This window comes from Frigoribacterium sp. PvP121 (assembly GCF_017833115.1).
GTDB classification, from domain to species: domain Bacteria; phylum Actinomycetota; class Actinomycetes; order Actinomycetales; family Microbacteriaceae; genus Frigoribacterium; species Frigoribacterium endophyticum.
The window spans coordinates 337,213-355,902 of the sequence record NZ_JAFIBR010000001.1 but is presented as its reverse complement, the minus strand read 5'-3'; the positions used below and the strand labels follow the sequence as shown (position 1 = coordinate 355,902).

Here is an 18,690-nt window from a genome sequence, read left to right as displayed (position 1 = left end):
CGCGGTGACGGCACGGGCCGATAGGTCCGTCCGTGACCCTCCTCGACCCCGCCGTGACGAGCGCGCCCGCGTCGGCGCCCGTCGCCCCCGCGCCCGCCCCCGGGCCGGTCGCTCGCTCGGCGCGTCAGGTCGACGTCTACGACTTCCGCCGCCCGACGACGCTGGCCCGCGAGCACTCGCGCGTGCTCGAGCTCGCCTTCGACACCTTCGCGCGCCAGTGGGGCACGCAGCTGACCGCCAAGGTCCGCGTGCTCTCGCAGGTCACCTGCGAGCACGTGCAGATGCTGACCTACGACGAGTACGCCTCGTCGCTGCCGGCGACGACCGCGATGGTGCTCTGCCCGCTCGAGGGCGTCGGCCCCAAGGCGGTCGTGCAGTTCCCGACCTCGGCCGCCCTCGGCTGGGTCAGCCACATGCTCGGCGCCTCGAAGCCGCACGCGATGCCCGACCGCACCTTCTCGCCCGTCGAGCAGGCGCTCGTGCGCCGCCTCATGGAGGACGCCCTCGACGACCTCCGCTACTCGTTCGGCTCGCTGCTGGTCGACGCGGTCTCGGTCGGCGGCTTCCAGTACAACTCGCAGTTCGCCCAGGCGGCGCAGAAGTCCGACCTGATGATCGTCGCGACGTTCGAGATCCGCGTCGGCGAGCGCACCGCCCTCGGCACCGTGGCCATCCCGGCCGAGGTGCTGCTGCCCCAGCTCGGCGAGTCGAACCCGACCGTCGGCGCCGCCGACGCCCGTCGCCTGCTCGGCGCGCAGCTGGCCGCCGTGCCGGTGGGCGTCGCGCTCCAGCTGGCCCCCGCCTCCGTCCGCCCCGGCGTCGTGCTGGGCCTCGCCGTCGGCGACCTGCTGCCCCTGCCGCACCCGCGCTCGCGACCGCTCGAGATCACCGTCGACGGCCAGTCCGTCGGCCGTGCCGCCGTCGGGGCCAACGGCTCCCGCCTCGCGGGCATCGTCGTCTCCACCTCCCTGACCGGCACCGAAGAAGGAACCTCATGACCGGCACGACCATCACCCTGCACACCGCCGCGGCGGAGGCGCTCGTCTCCGTGCTGCCGACGCCGTCGCCGCTCCGCGCCGTGCCGCTCGAGGCCGTCGTCGCGCAGGGCCGCCGCACGGCCGCGTCGAGCGTCGTCATGACCTCGTTCGTCGGCTCGGTCTCGGCCGACACCGCGCTCGTGCTCGTCGACATGGAGCAGCTGACCGCCGCCGCCGGCACCGACTCGCCCCTGGTCTCCGTGGGCGACGTGCTCCGCCCGGCCCTCGAGGCCGCGACCGCCGTGCTCGGCGTGGGCGTGCTCGGCGAGAGCCGCCGCGAGCCCGCCGACGCGCTGCTCGCCGACCCCGACACGGTGGTCTTCGACCTGACCGCCGCGGGGCAGCCGGCCGGCTGGTTCGCGATCCGCATCCGCGAAGGCGGCACGGTGGGCCCCGGCCCGACCCGCGCCTCCTCGTCGCCCCTCTTCGACTCCGTCGCCGGCAACCTCGGCCGCATCAACAACGTCGAGATGGCCCTCACGGTCGAGATCGGCCGCACCCGCATGTCGGTGCGCGACGTGCTCGGCCTCGAGCCCGGCGCCGTCATCGAGCTCGACCGCTCGGCCGGCGCCCCCGCCGACGTGCTGCTCAACGGCCGCCTGATCGCGCACGGCGAGGTCGTCGTCGTCGACCAGGACTACGCCGTCCGCATCACCAAGATCCTCGACGTCGCCGACGGCCTGGTCTGACCGGTGGACACGCTCTTCGTCGCGCTGCGCGTCGCCCTCTCGCTGGGCGTCGTGCTCGCCCTGCTGTGGGTGCTGCAGAAGCGCCTCGTCAAGGGCGTCCGGGGCTCCGGCAAGTCGGCCGCCCCGGTCACCGTCGTCGCCCGCCAGGGCCTCGGCGCCAAGGCCAGCGTCGTCGTCGTCGACGTCGAGGGAGAGCGCCTCGTGCTCGGCGTCACCGAGTCGTCGGTCACGGTGCTCTCGGCCGCCGAGGTGCCCGGCCCCGCGCCGCTGGCGCTGGTGCCGGCCCCGGTCGTGCCCGTGACGGCCCCGCAGGAGGCGCGGGTCACCCCGATCGCCCCGGTCGCCGCCCCGGCCCCCGCCGTGGTGCCCGCGCCCGCGCCGATGTCGTTCGAGGCCGTCCTCGCCACCCAGCCCCCGCTGCCCGTGGCCGCCGTCCCGGCCGTCGCCCCCGCCCCCGTCGCCGTCGCCGCGGCCCCCGAGCTGCTCCGCCCCCGCGGCGCCGCCCGCCGCGCCGCGACCGTCGCCTCCGCGTCGGCCACCGCCGCCCGCGCCCCGCGCGACCCGCGCGAGCGCCGCCGCGGCCGCGCCTCGACCCCGCTCGAGGGCTCGATCCTCGCCCCTGGCACGTGGCGCCAGGCGGCCGCGGCCCTGCGGGCCGGACGCGCCGGATGACCCGCGCCTCCCTCGCCCGCCCGACCCGCGCCTCCTTCGGCTCCGCGCTCGTCGCGCGGCTCGCCCCGACGCTCCGCGACGGCCTCCGCGGCCGGGCCCTCGCCGGCGGCCCCACCCGCCGCAGCAGCTTCGTCTCGATCGACGCCGCCCCCGTGCGCTTCGCCGACACCCGCCTCGCCCGCACGGTCGTCGTCGGCCTGCTCGCGATGGTCGTCGCCTCGGCCCTGCTGATGCTGATCGGCCAGAGCGCCAGCGCCGCCCCGGCGCCCGCCCCGGTCTCGCCGACGGCGCCGGTCGACCCGACCGCGCCCGCCGTCGGCAGCACGGGCGGCACCGCCGGCACCACGCCGACGGACTACACCGACACCGACCAGACCGTCACCGACGGCACCGGCACGGGCGGCCTCGACATCGACATCACCGGCCCCGACGGCACGCCCAGCCAGGCGGTCGTCACGCTGATCGGCATCACGCTCCTGAGCGTGGCCCCGGCGCTGCTGCTGATGATGACGTCGTTCACGAAGATCTTCGTGGTGCTGGCGATGACCCGCAACGCGCTCGCGCTGCCGTCGATCCCGCCGAACCAGGTGCTCGCGGGCCTCGCGCTCTTCTTGAGCCTGTTCATCATGGCGCCGATCCTGGGGCACATCAACGACGACGCCGTGCAGCCCTACCTCTCGGGCCAGCTCGACCTGCAGGGCGCGATCGACGCCGGCTCGGCGCCGCTCCGCGAGTTCATGCTGGCGCACACCCGCGAGGAGGACCTCGCGCTGATGACCCGCTCGGCCGACCAGCCGAACCCCGCCGACCAGGCCGACGTGCCGATGCTCACGCTGATCCCGTCGTTCATGATCAGCGAGCTGCGCGCCGCCTTCATCATCGGGTTCGTCATCTTCATCCCCTTCCTCGTCATCGACCTCGTCGTCAGCGCCGCGCTGATGTCGATGGGCATGATGATGCTCCCGCCGGTGATGATCTCGCTGCCCTTCAAGATCCTGCTGTTCGTGCTCGTCGACGGCTGGGGCCTCATCATCACGAGCCTGATCGAGAGCTACCAGGTGGGCAGCTGATGGACTCCAACGCCGTCCTCGACCTGTCGATGCAGGCGCTGATCATCACGGGCAAGCTCGCCGCCCCCGTGCTGATCACCTCCCTCGTCGTCGGCTTCGCGATCTCGCTCCTGCAGTCGATCACCCAGATCCAGGAGGTCACCCTCTCGTTCGTGCCGAAGGCCGTGGCGGTGGGAGTCGCCCTCATCGTCTGCGGGCACTGGATGATCTCCGAGATGGTCTCGTTCACGACGGCCGTCTTCGACCGCATCCCGCAGCTCCTCAGCGGCGGCTAGGCCCGACCGTGACCCTCGACCTCAGCTGGCTGGAGGCCACGATGCTGGCCGCCGTGCGCATGACCGCGTTCATCGTCATCGCGCCGCCGTTCTCCTACAAGGCCTTCCCCGGCCGCGTGAAGGCGATGCTCGGCGTGGGCCTCGGCCTCGCCGTCGCGCCGCGCGTGACGCCCGGGTACGAGTCGCTCGCCACCGGGCAGTTCGTCGTGGCGCTCGTGCTCGAGGTCGTCGTCGGCGCCGTGCTGGGCTTCCTGGTGTTCCTCGCCTTCGCGGCCGTGCAGGCCGCGGGCAGCCTGATCGACCTCTTCGGCGGCTTCACCCTCGCGCAGGCGTTCGACCCGCAGTCGATGGTGAACGGCGCGCAGTTCACGCGCCTCTTCCAGATGACGGCGCTGGCGCTGATGTTCGCGAGCGGCGGCTACCAGCTGCTGATCGGCGGGCTGACCCGCTCGTTCGACGCGTTCCCGCTCGGGCTCGGCATGGACCTCTCGCGGCCGGTCGAGATGATGGCCCACGGCGTCTCGCAGATGTTCCTCGCGACGCTGCAGATCGCCGGCCCCCTCGCCGTCGTGCTGTTCCTCGCCGACGTCGGGCTCGGCCTCCTCAGCCGCGTCGCGCCCGCCCTCAACGCCTACGCGATGGGCTTCCCGCTCAAGATCCTCATGACCGTGATGCTCGCGGGCGGCGTCTTCCTCGCCCTGCCCGGCGTCGTGCGCTCGCTGACCGGCGACGCCTCGAAGATGCTCCTGGGGGTGGGGTAGCCGTGGCCGACGACTCCGGGGAGAAGACCGAGGCCGCGACCGACAAGCGGATGAAGGAGGTGCACTCCAAGGGCCAGCTGTCGCGCTCGCAGGACCTCAGCGCGTGGATCGGCGTCGGTGCCGCCGCCGTGATGATCCCGAGCACCATCCAGCGCGGGGCCGAGGCCGGCACCGACCAGCTGTTCTCCCTCGGTGAGATCATCCGCCACCCCGACGACACCACCGTCGTCGACCTGCTCGGCGACGGCGTGGGTTCCGTCGGGGCGACCATCGCGCCGATGCTGGCCGTCGTCGGCGTCGCCGTGCTCGTCACCGCGATCGTGCAGGGCGGCGTCCACATCAAGCGGATGACCGGCAACTACGAGCAGTTCAACCTGCTCGCCGGCATCAAGAACACCTTCGGCACCCAGGCTCTCTGGAACGGCGCGAAGGCCCTGATCAAGACCGCCGTCGTCGGCGTCGTGCTCTGGATGGCCATCCAGGGCCTCATGCCCGTCCTGATGAGCGGCGGCGGCCTCAGCGTCTCCGCGCTGCTCGCCGAGGCCGAGGCCGGCACGGGCATCCTGCTCCGCGCCGCCATCGTGGCCGGGCTGCTGCTCGCCGCCGCCGACGTCTTCGTCGTGATGCGCCGCAACCGCAAGAAGACCCGCATGACGAAGAAGGAGGTGCGCGACGAGAGCAAGAGCAGCGACGGCGACCCCCTGGTCAAGTCGCAGCGCCGCTCGCGTCAGCTCGCCATGAGCCGCAACCGCATGATGGGCGCGATCGTCGACGCCGACGTCGTCATGGTCAACCCGACCGACTACGCCGTCGCGCTCCGCTACGAGCCCGGCAAGTCGGCGCCCCGCGTCGTCGCCAAGGGCGCCGGCGCCGTCGCCGCCGCGATCCGTGCCCGCGCCGAGGAGTCGGGCGTGCCGCTCGTCCGCGACGTCCCCCTGACCCGTGCCCTGCACGCCTCCTGCGGCCTCGGCGACGAGATCCCGGTCGACCTCTACACGCCGGTCGCGCGCGTGCTGACCTTCGTGATGGCCCTCCAGGCCCGCGGGGCGTCCGCCGTCGCCGGCACGCACGCCAACCCCCGACCCACCACCCCCGACGAGGTCGCCGGCGTGCTCACGCCCGGCTCGCTCGAGGCCGACGCGATGCCCCGCCGCCTGCGGGTCGCTCGCGACGCCGCCTCCCGCACCGCGCCTCCGGCCGGTGCCCCCACTGCTCCCCGTCCGTCCGTCACCGGAGGAACCGCCTGATGAAGAAGACACTCCCCAAGCTCGCCGTGCCCGTCGGCGTGGTCGCGATCGTGCTGCTGCTCGTCGTGCCCGTACCGGCCCCGATGCTCGACGTGCTGATCATCTGCAACATCCTGCTGGCGCTGGTGATCCTGCTGACGACGCTCTTCGTGAAGAAGCCGCTCGACTTCTCGGTCTTCCCGTCGCTGCTGCTCGTCGCGACGCTGTTCCGCCTCGGCCTCAACGTCGCGTCGACGCGCCTCGTGCTCGGCGAGGGCTTCGCCGGCCACGTCATCGAGGCGTTCGGCCACGTGGCGGTGAGCGGCTCGATCATCATCGGCGCCGTCATCTTCTGCATCCTCGTCATCATCCAGTTCGTCGTCGTCACCAAGGGCGCCGAGCGCGTCGCCGAGGTGGGCGCGCGATTCACCCTCGACGCGATGCCCGGCAAGCAGATGGCCATCGACGCCGACCTCAACGCGGGCCTGATCACCGACGAGGTCGCCAAGCAGCGCCGCGCCGACGTCAGCGCCGAGGCCGACTTCTACGGCGCGATGGACGGCGCGTCGAAGTTCGTCAAGGGCGACGCGATCGCGGGCATCCTGATCATCGTCATCAACCTCATCGGCGGCATCGCCATCGGCGTGCTGCAGAACGGCATGGAGCCCGCCGACGCCCTCGGCCACTACGGCCTGCTCACCATCGGCGACGGCCTCGTCACGCAGATCCCCGCGCTGCTGATGGCGGTCAGCACCGGCATGATCGTCACCCGCTCGGGCGCCGACAGCGACATGGGCTCGCAGGCGGCGGCGCAGCTCGGCCAGTCGCGCATCGCGATCGCCATCGCGGGCGTCGCGGCGATCGGCATGGGGTTCATCCCCGGCATGCCGATCATCCCCTTCCTCGTCATCGGCGCGACGCTGCTGATCATCGCCCAGCGCCTCAGCACGAAGGCGAAGGCCGAGGAGGCGCGGGCGGCCCTCGAGGCCGAGGTCGCGCCCCCGGCCCCCACCGACACCACGGAGGACCTCCTCGAGCAGATGCGCGTCCACGCCCTCGAGATCCTGCTCGCGCCCGACCTCGTCGACATGGTCAGCGGAGCCTCGGACGACCTGCTCGGCCGCGTCAAGGCGCTGCGCCGCAAGATCGCCGTCGACATGGGCATCGTCGTGCCGCCCGTCCGCACGCGCGACAGCGTCGACCTGCCGCCGTCGACCTACTCGATCCGCATCGCCGGGGTCGAGGCCGGTCGCGGCCAGGCGCCCGCCCGCTCGGTGCTCGCCCTCGGCGACCAGCTCGACTCGCTGCCCGGCACGGTCACGATCGAGCCCGTCTTCGGCCTCGCCGGCAAGTGGGTGCCGGCCGAGATGCGGCACAGCGCCGAGATGACCGGCGCCACCGTGATCGACCGCGTCTCGGTGCTCGTCACCCACCTCTCGTCGATCATCGGCGACAACGCCGCCCGCCTCCTCAGCCGCGAGGACGTCCGCGTGCTCACCGAGGGCGTCAAGCAGGTCAACGCCGCCGCCGTCGACGACCTCGTGCCGAGCATGCTCTCGCTGGCCGAGCTGCAGCGCGTGCTTCAGGGGCTGCTCGCCGAGCGCATCCCGATCAACGACCTCGCGCGCATCTGCGAGGGGCTGACGCTCCGCGCCAAGCTGTCGACCGACCCGGAGGGGCTGATCGAGGCCGCCCGCGCCTCCCTCGGGCCCGCGCTCACTGCGCGCTACCTCGACGGGGCCGTGCTGCGCGTCATCATGATCGACCCCGGCCTCGAGCAGTCGATGCTCGAGGGGCTGCGGCCGAGCGACCAGGGCACGCAGATCCTGCTCGACGGCCACCGGGTCGAGCAGGTGCTCGGCTCGCTGCGCGACTCGGTCGCGAGCGTCGAGGCCCAGGGCCTCAGCGCCGTGCTCGTCTGCGCGCCCGCGCTCCGCCCCGCCATCCACCGGCTCGTGTCGGCGCAGCAGAACGGCCTGCCGGTGCTGTCGTACCAGGAGGCCACGGCTGCCGGCTCGACCATCGAGACCGTCGGCGTCGTGCGCGCCGCCGACCCGATCACGGCGGCCTGACGTGGCGCGCAGGGTGCAGATGAGCGGGGAGTCGCTCGAGCAGCTCGCCGCCGAGGCGCGCGCGGTGCACGGGCCCGGCGCCCGGGTCGTCGCGGCCCAGAAGGTGACGGTCGGGGGAGTGGGCGGGCTGTTCGCCCGCAAGCACTACGAGGTGACCGTCGAGGTGCCCGACCCCGCCACCGACCGCCCGGTCGCCCGGGTGACCATCACGCAGCCCGCCTCGCGGGCGGGCATCGCGGCGCTGCTCGCCGACGCCGACGCGGCGGACGGCTTCGACGACGGGGCCCGCCCCGGCGCCGCGGGTGCGGCCGCCGCCCCCGCCCCCTCGCGAGACCCCTTCGACGAGGTGCTCGCCGGCCAGGGAGCCGCCCGGCGCCCGGCGCCCGAGGTCGTCGTGCTGCCGCGCGCCGCCGACGCGGGCGCCGTCGACAGCCCCCGTCGCGCCGCCCGCGCCGCCGCGGCCGCCGCCTCGGCCGCGGCCGCGACCACCGCCTCCTCGTCGACCGCCGGAGGCGCGGTGCCGGCCCCGTCGCCGGCCGACGTCTCGACCCGCACCGACGCGTTCGCCGACATCATGGACGACTTCACCTTCAACGGCATCGCGGTCGACCCCGTCGTCGCCCCCGCCGCCGCCGACGACGCCCGGCCGGGCCCGCTGACCACCGCCGCGGAGTTCCTCGCCGCGGCCGCCGCCACCACGTCGCCCGCGCTCGTCGCGGCCGGGCAGGCCGACCTGCCGGCCGCGCCGGGGCTGCTGCGCGGCGCCGGCGACCTCGTCGTCGTGGTGGGCCGCCCGGGCGACGCGTTCCGGGTCGCGGCGCAGATGGCGTCGGCGTTCGGGCTGCGCTCGGTCGACGTCTCCGACCGCCGCAGCGCCATCCTCGCCCGGGCCACCGGCGTGCACGAGGGCTCGTCGGTCGTCACCGCGCTCGCGTGGGACGACGACGCCCCCGAGGCGCTCCGCTCGATCGGCGCCGACCAGCTCTGGGTCGCCGTCGACGTCGGCCGCAAGCACGACGACACGGCGCGCTGGGTCGAGGCCGTCCGCGCGGTGCAGCCCGTCGCGGCCGTCGCGGTCGTCGGCGCGCAGGACACCGCGACCCCCGGCACGGTGCACCTGCTCGGCGTGCCCGTGGGGTGGCGCGAGTAGCCAGCGACCCTCACGTCGCTAAGCTGGCCCGATGCTGGTGTTGACGCGCAAGGTCGGGGAGCGGATCCTCATCGGTGACGACATCGTCATCACCGTCCTCGACTCCCGGGGCGAGGGCGTGCGCATCGGCATCGACGCCCCGCGCGGCGTGAAGATCCAGCGCGAGGAGGTCGTGCAGGCGGTCTCCGAGGCCAACGTCGCGGCGGCAGCGGCCCCCGACGACGCCGAGGCGCGCCTCCGCGCCGCGCTCGGCGCCCCCGCGCCCCGCACCGACCAGTAGCCGCGCCGCCCCCGCCTGCGCCCCCGCCCGCGCCCGCTCTGCCCGCGAGACACCACGTTCTCGCACGCGAACCTCGCCGCGGCGTGGTTGCCGTGCGGAGACATGGTGCCCCGCCGTGACGGACGGTCAGCGCGCGCCGAACACGCTCCGCGACGGCTCGGGCGACGGTACGGCCGTCGCGTCGGTGACCACGGGCGCGCCGGCGACGAAGTCGCGCAGCTCGCGGCCGTGCACGACCTTGGCCGGCAGCGGGTCCGACGAGTAGAGCCGCGGCATGCGGTCGGTCGGCAGCGGCGACGGCGAGCCGATCAGCACGACGTTGCCGAAGCGGCGGCCCTTGAGGGTGGCCGGGTCGGCGACCGCGGCGACGTGGTCGAAGACGGTCGAGAGCGTCGACGCCTGGCCGCGGGCGAAGGCGAGCCCGGCCCCGTCGGCCGAGTTGACGATCAGCATGCCGGTGGGGGAGAGGAACTCCGCCGCGGCCGAGTAGAACTCGAGCGAGGTCACGTGGGCGGGGATGCGCGAGCCGCCGAAGACGTCGACGACGAGCAGGTCGACCGTGCCGCGCAGCCCGGCCGGGAGCTTCAGCATCACCTCGCGGGCGTCGCCGTAGCGGACCCTGATGGAGGCGCCCCTCGGCAGCGGCAGCTTCTCGCGCACCAGCGCCACGAGGTCCGCCTCGAGCTCGACCACCTGCTGTCGCGACCCCGGGCGGGTGGCCTCCACGTAGCGGGGCAGCGTCAGCGCGCCGGCTCCGAGGTGCAGCGCCGTGACCGGCCCCTCGGGCAGCAGGTCGATGGCGTGGCCGATGCGCCGCACGTACTCGAAGGCGAGGTGGGTGGGGTCGTCGAGGTCGACGTGCGACTGCGGGGTGCCGTCGACGACGAGCGTGAACGCGCCGGGTCGGTGGCGGTCCTCGTCGACGCGAGCGAGGCCGGCGCCGATGGTGATCTCGCCGGAGGGGTCGTCGTGCGCAGCAGCCATGTGGCCCAGCTTCCCACCCCTCGGGGGCGGGAACACACGGGCCGCTCCCGCGTTATACCGAAGGTTCCGCTGAGAGTCAACGACAGGGCTTGCCAGGCGTGTCCCGGCTGCATAGTATTGACCTTTGCGCTCCCCGTGCGTCCCGTCGTCATATTGCGGTCGACGACGCACCTCGAGACGGCCTCCGAATATTGCGGCGGGGGCGCGTCCGGTCGTCGGAACGGGCTGGTCCTCGGACTGTACGCCCCGACGGCTCCGGGAGGGCCGTTCAACCACTCACTCATACTGTCCGACAGTGATGACCCGACGGGGTCCACGGAGGTTACTTCCTTGGCTGCTGCGAACACCGCAAACACCAACTCACCCAAGAACGGCCGTGGCGCATCGCGCCTCTCGTTCGCCAAGATCACCGACACGCTGACGGTCCCCGACCTCCTGGCGCTCCAGACCGAGAGCTTCGACTGGCTCGTCGGCAACGACATCTGGAAGCAGCGCCTCGCCGAGGCCACCGAGCAGGGTCGCACCGACCTCGCCCTCCACTCCGGCCTGGAGGAGATCTTCGAGGAGATCTCCCCGATCGAGGACCTGGGCGAGACGATGCAGCTGTCGTTCACCGCGCCCGAGCTCGAAGACCCCAAGTACTCGATCGACGAGTGCAAGGAGCGCGGCAAGACCTACGCCGCCCCCCTCTACGTCAACGCCGAGTTCATGAACCACCTCACCGGTGAGATCAAGACGCAGACCGTGTTCATGGGCGACTTCCCGCTCATGACCGAGCGCGGCACGTTCATCATCAACGGCACCGAGCGCGTCGTCGTGTCGCAGCTGGTCCGCAGCCCCGGCGTCTACTTCGAGCGCGCCTCCGACAAGACCTCCGACAAGGACATCTACTCGGCCCGCGTCATCCCGAGCCGCGGTGCCTGGCTCGAGTTCGAGATCGACAAGCGCGACCAGGTCGGCGTCCGCATCGACCGCAAGCGCAAGCAGAGCGTCACCGTCTTCCTCAAGGCCCTCGGCCTGACGAGCGAAGAGATCACGGAGAAGTTCAAGGGCTTCGCGTCCATCGAGGCCACCCTCGAGAAGGACGCCATCCTCACCAAGGAAGAGGCCCTCAAGGACATCTACCGCAAGCTCCGTCCCGGCGAGCAGGTCGCGGCCGAGGCCGCGCGTGCGCTCCTCGACAACTTCTACTTCAACCCGAAGCGCTACGACCTGGCGAAGGTGGGTCGCTACAAGATCAACCGCAAGCTCGGCATCGACGCGCCCCTCGGCGACTCGGTCCTGACCGTCGACGACATCGTCGCGACGATCAAGTACCTCGTCTCGCTGCACGCGGAAGAGAAGACCATCGACGGCACGCGCGACGGCAACGCCGTCGAGCTCCGCCTCGACGTCGACGACATCGACCACTTCGGCAACCGTCGCATCCGCGCGGTCGGCGAGCTGATCCAGAACCAGGTCCGCACCGGTCTCTCCCGCATGGAGCGCGTCGTCCGCGAGCGCATGACCACCCAGGACATCGAAGCGATCACCCCGCAGACCCTGATCAACGTGCGCCCCGTCGTCGCCGCGATCAAGGAGTTCTTCGGCACCTCGCAGCTGTCGCAGTTCATGGACCAGAACAACCCGCTCTCGGGCCTGACGCACAAGCGTCGCCTCTCGGCCCTCGGGCCGGGCGGTCTCTCCCGTGAGCGCGCCGGCGTCGAGGTGCGAGACGTGCACCCCTCGCACTACGGCCGCATGTGCCCGATCGAGACCCCGGAAGGCCCGAACATCGGCCTGATCGGCTCGCTGGCCTCGTTCGCCCGCATCAACTCGTTCGGCTTCATCGAGACCCCCTACCGCCGGGTCGAGGCCGGTCACGTCACCGCGACGATCGACTACCTCACCGCGTCGGAGGAGGACGACTACGTCGTCGCCCAGGCGAACGCCCCCCTCACCGACGGCTTCGACTTCGTCGACGACAAGGTGCTCGTCCGCAAGAAGGGCGGCGAGGTGGAGCTCGTCGCCAAGGACGAGGTCGACTACATGGACGTCTCGCCGCGCCAGATGGTGTCGGTCGCGACCTCGCTCATCCCGTTCCTCGAGCACGACGACGCGAACCGCGCCCTCATGGGCGCCAACATGCAGCGCCAGGCCGTCCCGCTGGTCCGCAGCGAGAGCCCCCTGGTCGGCACCGGCATGGAGGGCTACACCGCGATCGACGCCGGTGACGTCGTCACCGCCGACGCCGCGGGCGTCGTCACCGAGGTCTCGGCCGACGTGGTCGTGGTCCAGCTCGACGAGGGCGGCACGCAGGAGTACTACCTGCGCAAGTTCGACCGCTCGAACCAGGGCGCCAGCTACAACCACCGCGTGATCGTCGACGCCGGTCAGCGCATCGAGGTCGGCGAGGTCATCGCCGACGGCCCGGCGACGGAGAACGGCGAGCTCGCGCTCGGCAAGAACCTCCTCGTCGCGTTCATGCCGTGGGAGGGCTACAACTACGAGGACGCGATGATCCTGTCGCAGAACCTCATCAAGGACGACACGCTCTCCTCGATCCACATCGAGGAGTACGAGGTCGACGCCCGCGACACGAAGCTCGGCAAGGAGGAGATCACCCGTGACCTCCCCAACGTCAGCCCCGACCTGCTGGCCGACCTCGACGAGCGCGGCATCATCCGCATCGGCGCCGAGGTCCGCCCCGGCGACATCCTCGTGGGCAAGGTCACGCCGAAGGGCGAGACCGAGCTCAGCGCCGAGGAGCGCCTGCTGCGCGCGATCTTCAACGAGAAGAGCCGTGAGGTCCGCGACACGTCCCTGAAGGTGCCCCACGGCGAGCAGGGAACGGTCATCGGCGTCAAGGTCTTCGACTCCCAGGACGGCGACGACGAGCTCGGCTCGGGCGTCAACCAGCGCGTGGTCGTGTTCATCGCCCAGAAGCGCAAGATCACCGCAGGCGACAAGCTCGCCGGCCGCCACGGCAACAAGGGCGTCATCTCGACGATCCTCCCCGTGGAGGACATGCCCTTCCTCGAGGACGGCACGCCGGTCGACATCATCCTCAACCCGCTCGGCGTCCCCGGTCGCATGAACTTCGGCCAGGTGCTCGAGATCCACCTCGGGTGGATCGCCGCGCAGGGCTGGAACGTCGAGGGCGTCCAGGAGTGGGCCAAGAACCTGCCCCCGGAGGCGCTCAGCGCCGCTCCCGGCACGAAGGTCGCCACCCCGGTGTTCGACGGCGCCGCCGAGCGCGAGATCGAGGGCCTCCTCGACTCGACCCTGCCGACCCGTGACGGCGACCGCCTGATCGGCTCGTCCGGCAAGGCGCGCCTGTTCGACGGTCGTTCGGGTGAGCCGTTCCCGAACCCCATCTCGGTCGGATACATGTACATCCTGAAGCTGCACCACCTCGTCGACGACAAGATCCACGCTCGCTCGACGGGCCCCTACTCGATGATCACGCAGCAGCCGCTGGGTGGTAAGGCGCAGTTCGGCGGACAGCGCTTCGGAGAGATGGAGGTGTGGGCCCTCGAGGCCTACGGCGCCGCGTACGCGCTGCAGGAGCTCCTGACGATCAAGTCCGACGACATCCTCGGCCGCGTGAAGGTCTACGAGGCGATCGTCAAGGGCGAGAACATCCAGGAGCCCGGCATCCCGGAGAGCTTCAAGGTCCTCATCAAGGAGATGCAGTCGCTCTGCCTGAACGTCGAGGTCCTCTCGGCCGACGGCCAGACGGTCAGCCTGCGCGACACGGACGACGAGGTCTTCCGTGCCGCCGAAGAGCTCGGCATCAACATCTCCTCGCGCTTCGAGTCGTCGAACGTCGACGAAATCTGAGCCCCCTCCCACAACGACACGTCGAATCTTTCTGACAAGGGACTGAATTTTGATCGAAGCAACAACTTTCGATGAGCTGCGGATCGGCCTCGCGACGGCCGACAACATCCGTGCTTGGTCGCACGGTGAGGTCAAGAAGCCGGAGACCATCAACTACCGCACGCTGAAGCCCGAGAAGGACGGCCTCTTCGGAGAGCAGATCTTCGGGCCCTCGCGTGACTGGGAGTGCGCCTGCGGCAAGTACAAGCGAGTCCGCTTCAAGGGCATCGTCTGTGAGCGCTGCGGCGTCGAGGTCACGAAGTCGTCGGTGCGCCGTGAGCGCATGGGCCACATCGAGCTCGCCGCCCCCGTCACGCACATCTGGTACTTCAAGGGCGTGCCCTCGCGCCTCGGCTACCTGCTCGACATGGCCCCGAAAGACCTGGAGAAGGTCATCTACTTCGCGGCCTACATGGTGATCTCGATCGACGAGGAGGGCCGTCACGCCGACATGCCCGGCCTCGAGAACGAGCTCCGCCTCGAGATCAAGCAGCTCGAGTCGCAGCGCGACACGCGCATCGCCGACCGCCTCAAGAAGCTCGAGGACGACCTCGCGGTGCTCGAGGAGGAGGGTGCCAAGAGCGACCAGAAGCGTCGCGCGAAGGACGTCGCCGAGAAGGAGATGGGCCAGACCCGCAAGGCCTTCGACGAGGACATCAACCGCCTCGAGCGCGTGTGGGAGGACTTCCGCACCCTCAAGGTCGGCGACCTCAAGCCCGAGGACGCCGTCTTCCACGAGCTCCAGGACCGCTTCGGCATGTACTTCGAGGCCCACATGGGCGCCGAGGCCATCAAGAAGCGCCTCGAGGCCTTCGACCTCGCGACCGAGGCCGAGAACCTGCACCTGCAGATCTCGGAGGGCAAGGGCCAGAAGAAGATCCGCGCGATCAAGCGACTGCGCGTCGTCTCCTCCTTCCTCGCCACCGGCAACTCGCCGGCCGCGATGGTCCTCGACGTCGTCCCGGTCATCCCGCCGGAGCTGCGCCCGATGGTGCAGCTCGACGGTGGCCGCTTCGCGACCAGCGACCTGAACGACCTGTACCGCCGCGTCATCAACCGCAACAACCGCCTCCGTCGACTGCTCGACCTCGGTGCCCCCGAGATCATCGTCAACAACGAGAAGCGGATGCTGCAGGAGGCCGTCGACGCACTGTTCGACAACGGCCGTCGTGGTCGTCCCGTCACCGGCACCGGCAACCGCGCCCTGAAGTCCCTGAGCGACATGCTCAAGGGAAAGCAGGGTCGCTTCCGCCAGAACCTGCTCGGCAAGCGCGTCGACTACTCGGGTCGTTCGGTCATCATCGTCGGCCCGACGCTGAAGCTGCACCAGTGCGGTCTGCCCAAGCAGATGGCTCTCGAGCTGTTCAAGCCGTTCGTCATCAAGCGCCTGATCGACCTGAGCCACGCTCAGAACATCAAGTCGGCCAAGCGCATGGTGGAGCGTTCGCGCCCGCAGGTCTGGGACGTCCTCGAGGAGATCATCCGCGAGCGCCCCGTGCTGCTGAACCGCGCGCCCACCCTGCACCGTCTCGGCATCCAGGCCTTCGAGCCCCAGCTGGTCGAGGGCAAGGCCATCCAGCTGCACCCGCTCGTCTGCGCGGCGTTCAACGCCGACTTCGACGGCGACCAGATGGCCGTGCACCTGCCGCTGTCCGTCGAGGCCCAGGCCGAGGCGCGCATCCTGATGCTCGCGTCGAACAACATCCTGAAGCCGTCCGACGGCCGACCGGTGACCCTGCCCGCCCAGGACATGATCATCGGCCTGCACTACCTGACGACGGTCACCGAGGGCGCCACCGGCGAAGGCCGTGCCTTCTCGTCGGTGTCCGAGGCGATCCTCGCCAAGGACCAGGGCTCGCTCGACCTCAACGCGATGGTCAAGATCCGCATGAACGGCGTGCACTTCGCCGAGGGCGAGGGCCCCGAGGGCTACGAGGTCGGCCAGGACATCCTGCTCGACACGACCCTCGGCCGTGCGCTCTTCAACGAGAACCTGCCGGCGGACTACCCGTTCGTCCAGCAGGTGACCGACAAGGGCATGCTCTCGACGATCGTCAACGACCTCGCCGAGCGCTACCCGAAGGTCGCCGTCGCGGCGGCCCTCGACAACATCAAGGACGCGGGCTTCTACTGGGCCTCGCGCTCCGGTGTCACGGTCGCGCTCTCCGACGTCCTCACGCCTCCGCGCAAGCCGGAGATCGTGGCGGGCTACGAGAAGCAGGCCGCGGCGGTGCAGGCCGAGTTCGACAAGGGCCTCATCTCCGACGCCGAGCGTCGTGCCGACCTGATCAAGATCTGGACGGAGGCCACGAACGAGGTCGCCGCCGAGATGCGGTCGAACTTCCCGGTCGACAACACGATCAACCGCATGGTCACCTCGGGTGCTCGTGGTAACTGGCTGCAGGTGCGCAACATCGCCGGCATGCGAGGCCTCGTGAACAACCCGAAGGGCGACATCATCCCCCGCCCGATCATCTCGTCGTACCGCGAGGGCCTGTCGGTGGCCGAGTACTTCATCGCGACGCACGGTGCCCGCAAGGGACTGGCCGACACGGCCCTCCGTACGGCCGACTCGGGGTACCTGACCCGTCGCCTCGTCGACGTGTCGCAGGACGTCATCATCCGTGAGGACGACTGCGGCACCTCGCGCGGTCTCGAGCTGCCGATCGCCGCTCCCGACGCCGACGGCGTCATGGTGCGCGACGCCACGGTCGAGAACACGGTCTACGCCCGGTCGCTCGCGGCCGCCGCCGTCGACCCGCAGGGCACCGTCGTGGCCGAGGCCGGTGCGGACGTCGGCGACGTCCTCATCGACCAGCTGGTCGCCGCGGGCGTCGAGTCGATCAAGGTCCGCTCCGTGCTGACCTGTGAGGCCGCCGTCGGCGTCTGCGCCCAGTGCTACGGCCGTTCGCTGGCCACCGGCAACCTGGTCGACATCGGCGAGGCCGTCGGCATCATCGCGGCCCAGTCGATCGGCGAGCCCGGCACGCAGCTGACGATGCGCACCTTCCACACCGGTGGTTCGGCCTCGGCCGACGACATCACGCAGGGCCTCCCCCGCGTGACGGAGCTGTTCGAGGCGCGCACCCCCAAGGGCGCGTCCCCGATCGCCGACGGTGCGGGTCGCATCACGATCGAGGACACCGACAAGGCACGCCGCGTCATCCTCAACCTCGACAACGGCGACGAGCCGGTGATCTACCCGGTGCTCAAGCGCTCGACCCTCCTCGTGGAGGACGGTCAGCACGTCGAGCTCGGTGCCCAGATCATCGCCGGTGCGGTCGACCCGAAGGAGGTCCTGCGAGTCAAGGGCGTCCGTGCGGTGCAGCAGCACCTCGTCGGTGGCGTCCAGGACGTCTACCGCTCGCAGGGCGTGCCGATCCACGACAAGCACATCGAGGTCATCGTCCGTCAGATGCTCCGCAAGGTCACCGTCGTCGACCACGGCGACACCGACCTGCTCCCCGGCGAGCTGGTCGACCGGTCGAAGTACAACGAGATCAACCGCGGTGCGCTCACCGAGGGCAAGCGCACGGCGTCGGCTCGCCAGGAGGTCATGGGCATCACCAAGGCCTCCCTCGCGACCGAGTCGTGGCTGTCCGCCGCGTCCTTCCAGGAGACGACCCGCGTGCTCACGCAGGCCGCCATGGAGGGCAAGAGCGACCCGCTGGTCGGCCTCAAGGAGAACGTGATCATCGGGAAGCTGATCCCCGCGGGCACCGGCCTGTCGCGCTACCGCGACGTGTCGGTCGAGGCGACGGAGGAGGCGAAGGCCGAGCGGTACCCCAACCGCGTCTTCACCGACGACGCGTCGTTCAACGAGGCTGACCTCAGCTTCGTCGACTTCGACTCGTTCTCGTCGGACGACTTCACGCCCGGCACCTACAACTGAGCACCCCCGGGGAGGCGCGGTGAGGGTCTGACCTGACCCCCGCCTCCCCAGGAGGCCCAGCACCACGAAGGGCCCCGGCTCTCGCACCCGCGAGAGCCGGGGCCCTTCGTCGTGCCCGCGCCTACGCTCGGTGGGGTGCAGTTCGAGCAGGCCCTCACCGACGACGTCACCCTGAGGGAGGCGCGGGTCGGCGACGCCGCGTCGCTGGCGGCCGCGCAGGCGCGCAACCGGGGCCACCTCGCCCCGTGGGACCCTGAGCGCCCGCCCTCGTTCTTCGAGCCGGCCGGCCAGCTGGCCCTGCTGACCGCCCGGATCGCCGCGGCGGACGCGGGGGAGGCCCTGCCCTTGCACCTGGTCGAGCGGGGCCCCGACGGCGACCGGGTCGTCGGCGGCATCTCGCTGAACCACATCGTCCGTGGCCCGGTCCAGGCCGCCTCGGTCGGCTACTGGGTCGACCGGGAGCGGACGGGCCGGGGCCTCGCCCGGGCGGCCGTGGCGGTCGTGGCCGACCTCGCCGCGACGCGCCTGCGGCTGCACCGCCTCGAGGCGAGCGCCCTGCCGCACAACGTGCCCTCCCGGCGCGTGCTCGAGGCGTCGGGGTTCACGCTGATCGGCACGGCGCCGAGCTACCTCCGGATCGCGGGGCGGTGGCAGGACCACGTGCTGTACCAGCGGGTCCTCGGGTAGCCGGCCCGCGCCTCCCGCAGGCCGCCCGCGGCCC

Annotated in this window: 14 protein-coding genes; 13 read left to right on the top strand and 1 reads right to left on the bottom strand. The window is 71.4% G+C overall.

The genetic code is table 11. The features are described 5' to 3' along the window. Positions 1–32: 32 nt before the first annotated feature. From JOE43_RS16065 to csrA, 10 genes are all read left to right on the top strand, one after another. A complete protein-coding gene (locus tag JOE43_RS16065; RefSeq protein WP_307803191.1) occupies positions 33–998 on the top strand; it encodes a flagellar motor switch protein FliM in 966 nt (321 codons plus the stop codon). Beyond that, a complete protein-coding gene (gene fliN / locus JOE43_RS01660) occupies positions 995–1,726 on the top strand; it encodes a flagellar motor switch protein FliN (RefSeq protein ID WP_209514125.1) in 732 nt (243 codons plus the stop codon). Before JOE43_RS16065 ends, fliN begins: the two co-directional genes overlap by 4 nt. 3 nt (positions 1,727–1,729) lie before the next feature. Next, positions 1,730–2,398 (top strand): flagellar biosynthetic protein FliO, encoded by a 669-nt coding sequence (locus JOE43_RS15370; RefSeq protein ID WP_307803190.1) that lies wholly within the window; start codon positions 1,730–1,732, stop codon positions 2,396–2,398. Positions 2,399–2,604: 206 nt separating this feature from the next. Next, on the top strand, positions 2,605–3,468 hold the full coding sequence (gene fliP, locus JOE43_RS01650; RefSeq protein WP_245187228.1) for a flagellar type III secretion system pore protein FliP: 864 nt from the start codon (positions 2,605–2,607) through the stop codon (positions 3,466–3,468). Next, on the top strand, positions 3,468–3,743 hold the full coding sequence (gene fliQ / locus JOE43_RS01645) for a flagellar biosynthesis protein FliQ (protein WP_056057474.1): 276 nt from the start codon (positions 3,468–3,470) through the stop codon (positions 3,741–3,743). Before fliP ends, fliQ begins: the two co-directional genes overlap by 1 nt. 41 nt (positions 3,744–3,784) lie before the next feature. After that, positions 3,785–4,504: a flagellar biosynthetic protein FliR gene (locus JOE43_RS01640; RefSeq protein ID WP_209518958.1), complete on the top strand. Its 720-nt coding sequence runs from the start codon at positions 3,785–3,787 to the stop codon at positions 4,502–4,504. Between the two features lie 50 nt (positions 4,505–4,554). Beyond that, complete coding sequence (locus JOE43_RS01635) at positions 4,555–5,751, top strand: EscU/YscU/HrcU family type III secretion system export apparatus switch protein (protein ID WP_209518957.1); 1,197 nt, start codon at positions 4,555–4,557, stop codon at positions 5,749–5,751. Further along, a complete protein-coding gene (locus JOE43_RS01630; protein WP_209514123.1) occupies positions 5,751–7,802 on the top strand; it encodes a flagellar biosynthesis protein FlhA in 2,052 nt (683 codons plus the stop codon). Before JOE43_RS01635 ends, JOE43_RS01630 begins: the two co-directional genes overlap by 1 nt. Positions 7,803–7,821: 19 nt before the next feature. After that, a complete protein-coding gene (locus JOE43_RS01625; RefSeq protein ID WP_209514121.1) occupies positions 7,822–8,952 on the top strand; it encodes a hypothetical protein in 1,131 nt (376 codons plus the stop codon). Positions 8,953–8,983: 31 nt separating this feature from the next. Continuing rightward, complete coding sequence (gene csrA, locus JOE43_RS01620; protein ID WP_167260420.1) at positions 8,984–9,232, top strand: carbon storage regulator CsrA; 249 nt, start codon at positions 8,984–8,986, stop codon at positions 9,230–9,232. Between the two features lie 126 nt (positions 9,233–9,358). Here the strand turns inward: csrA and JOE43_RS01615 are convergent, their stop codons facing one another. After that, entirely contained in the window at positions 9,359–10,216 is an 858-nt protein-coding gene (locus tag JOE43_RS01615; RefSeq protein ID WP_056057464.1) for a spermidine synthase, read from the bottom strand. Between the two features lie 330 nt (positions 10,217–10,546). On the opposite strand from JOE43_RS01615, the gene rpoB reads away from it, so the two are divergent. From rpoB to JOE43_RS01600, 3 genes are all read left to right on the top strand, one after another. Further along, positions 10,547–14,038: a DNA-directed RNA polymerase subunit beta gene (rpoB, locus tag JOE43_RS01610; RefSeq protein WP_056057461.1), complete on the top strand. Its 3,492-nt coding sequence runs from the start codon at positions 10,547–10,549 to the stop codon at positions 14,036–14,038. Positions 14,039–14,087: 49 nt separating this feature from the next. Further along, positions 14,088–17,969 carry a DNA-directed RNA polymerase subunit beta' gene (locus tag JOE43_RS01605; RefSeq protein WP_056057458.1) on the top strand — a complete coding sequence of 1,294 codons (3,882 nt, stop codon included), beginning with the start codon at positions 14,088–14,090 and terminating at the stop codon, positions 17,967–17,969. A 135-nt stretch (positions 17,970–18,104) separates the two neighbouring features. Beyond that, the gene (locus JOE43_RS01600) at positions 18,105–18,656 is read left to right on the top strand and encodes a GNAT family N-acetyltransferase (protein ID WP_209514119.1); all 552 of its coding nucleotides are present in this window, start codon (positions 18,105–18,107) and stop codon (positions 18,654–18,656) included. Positions 18,657–18,690 lie beyond the last annotated feature (34 nt).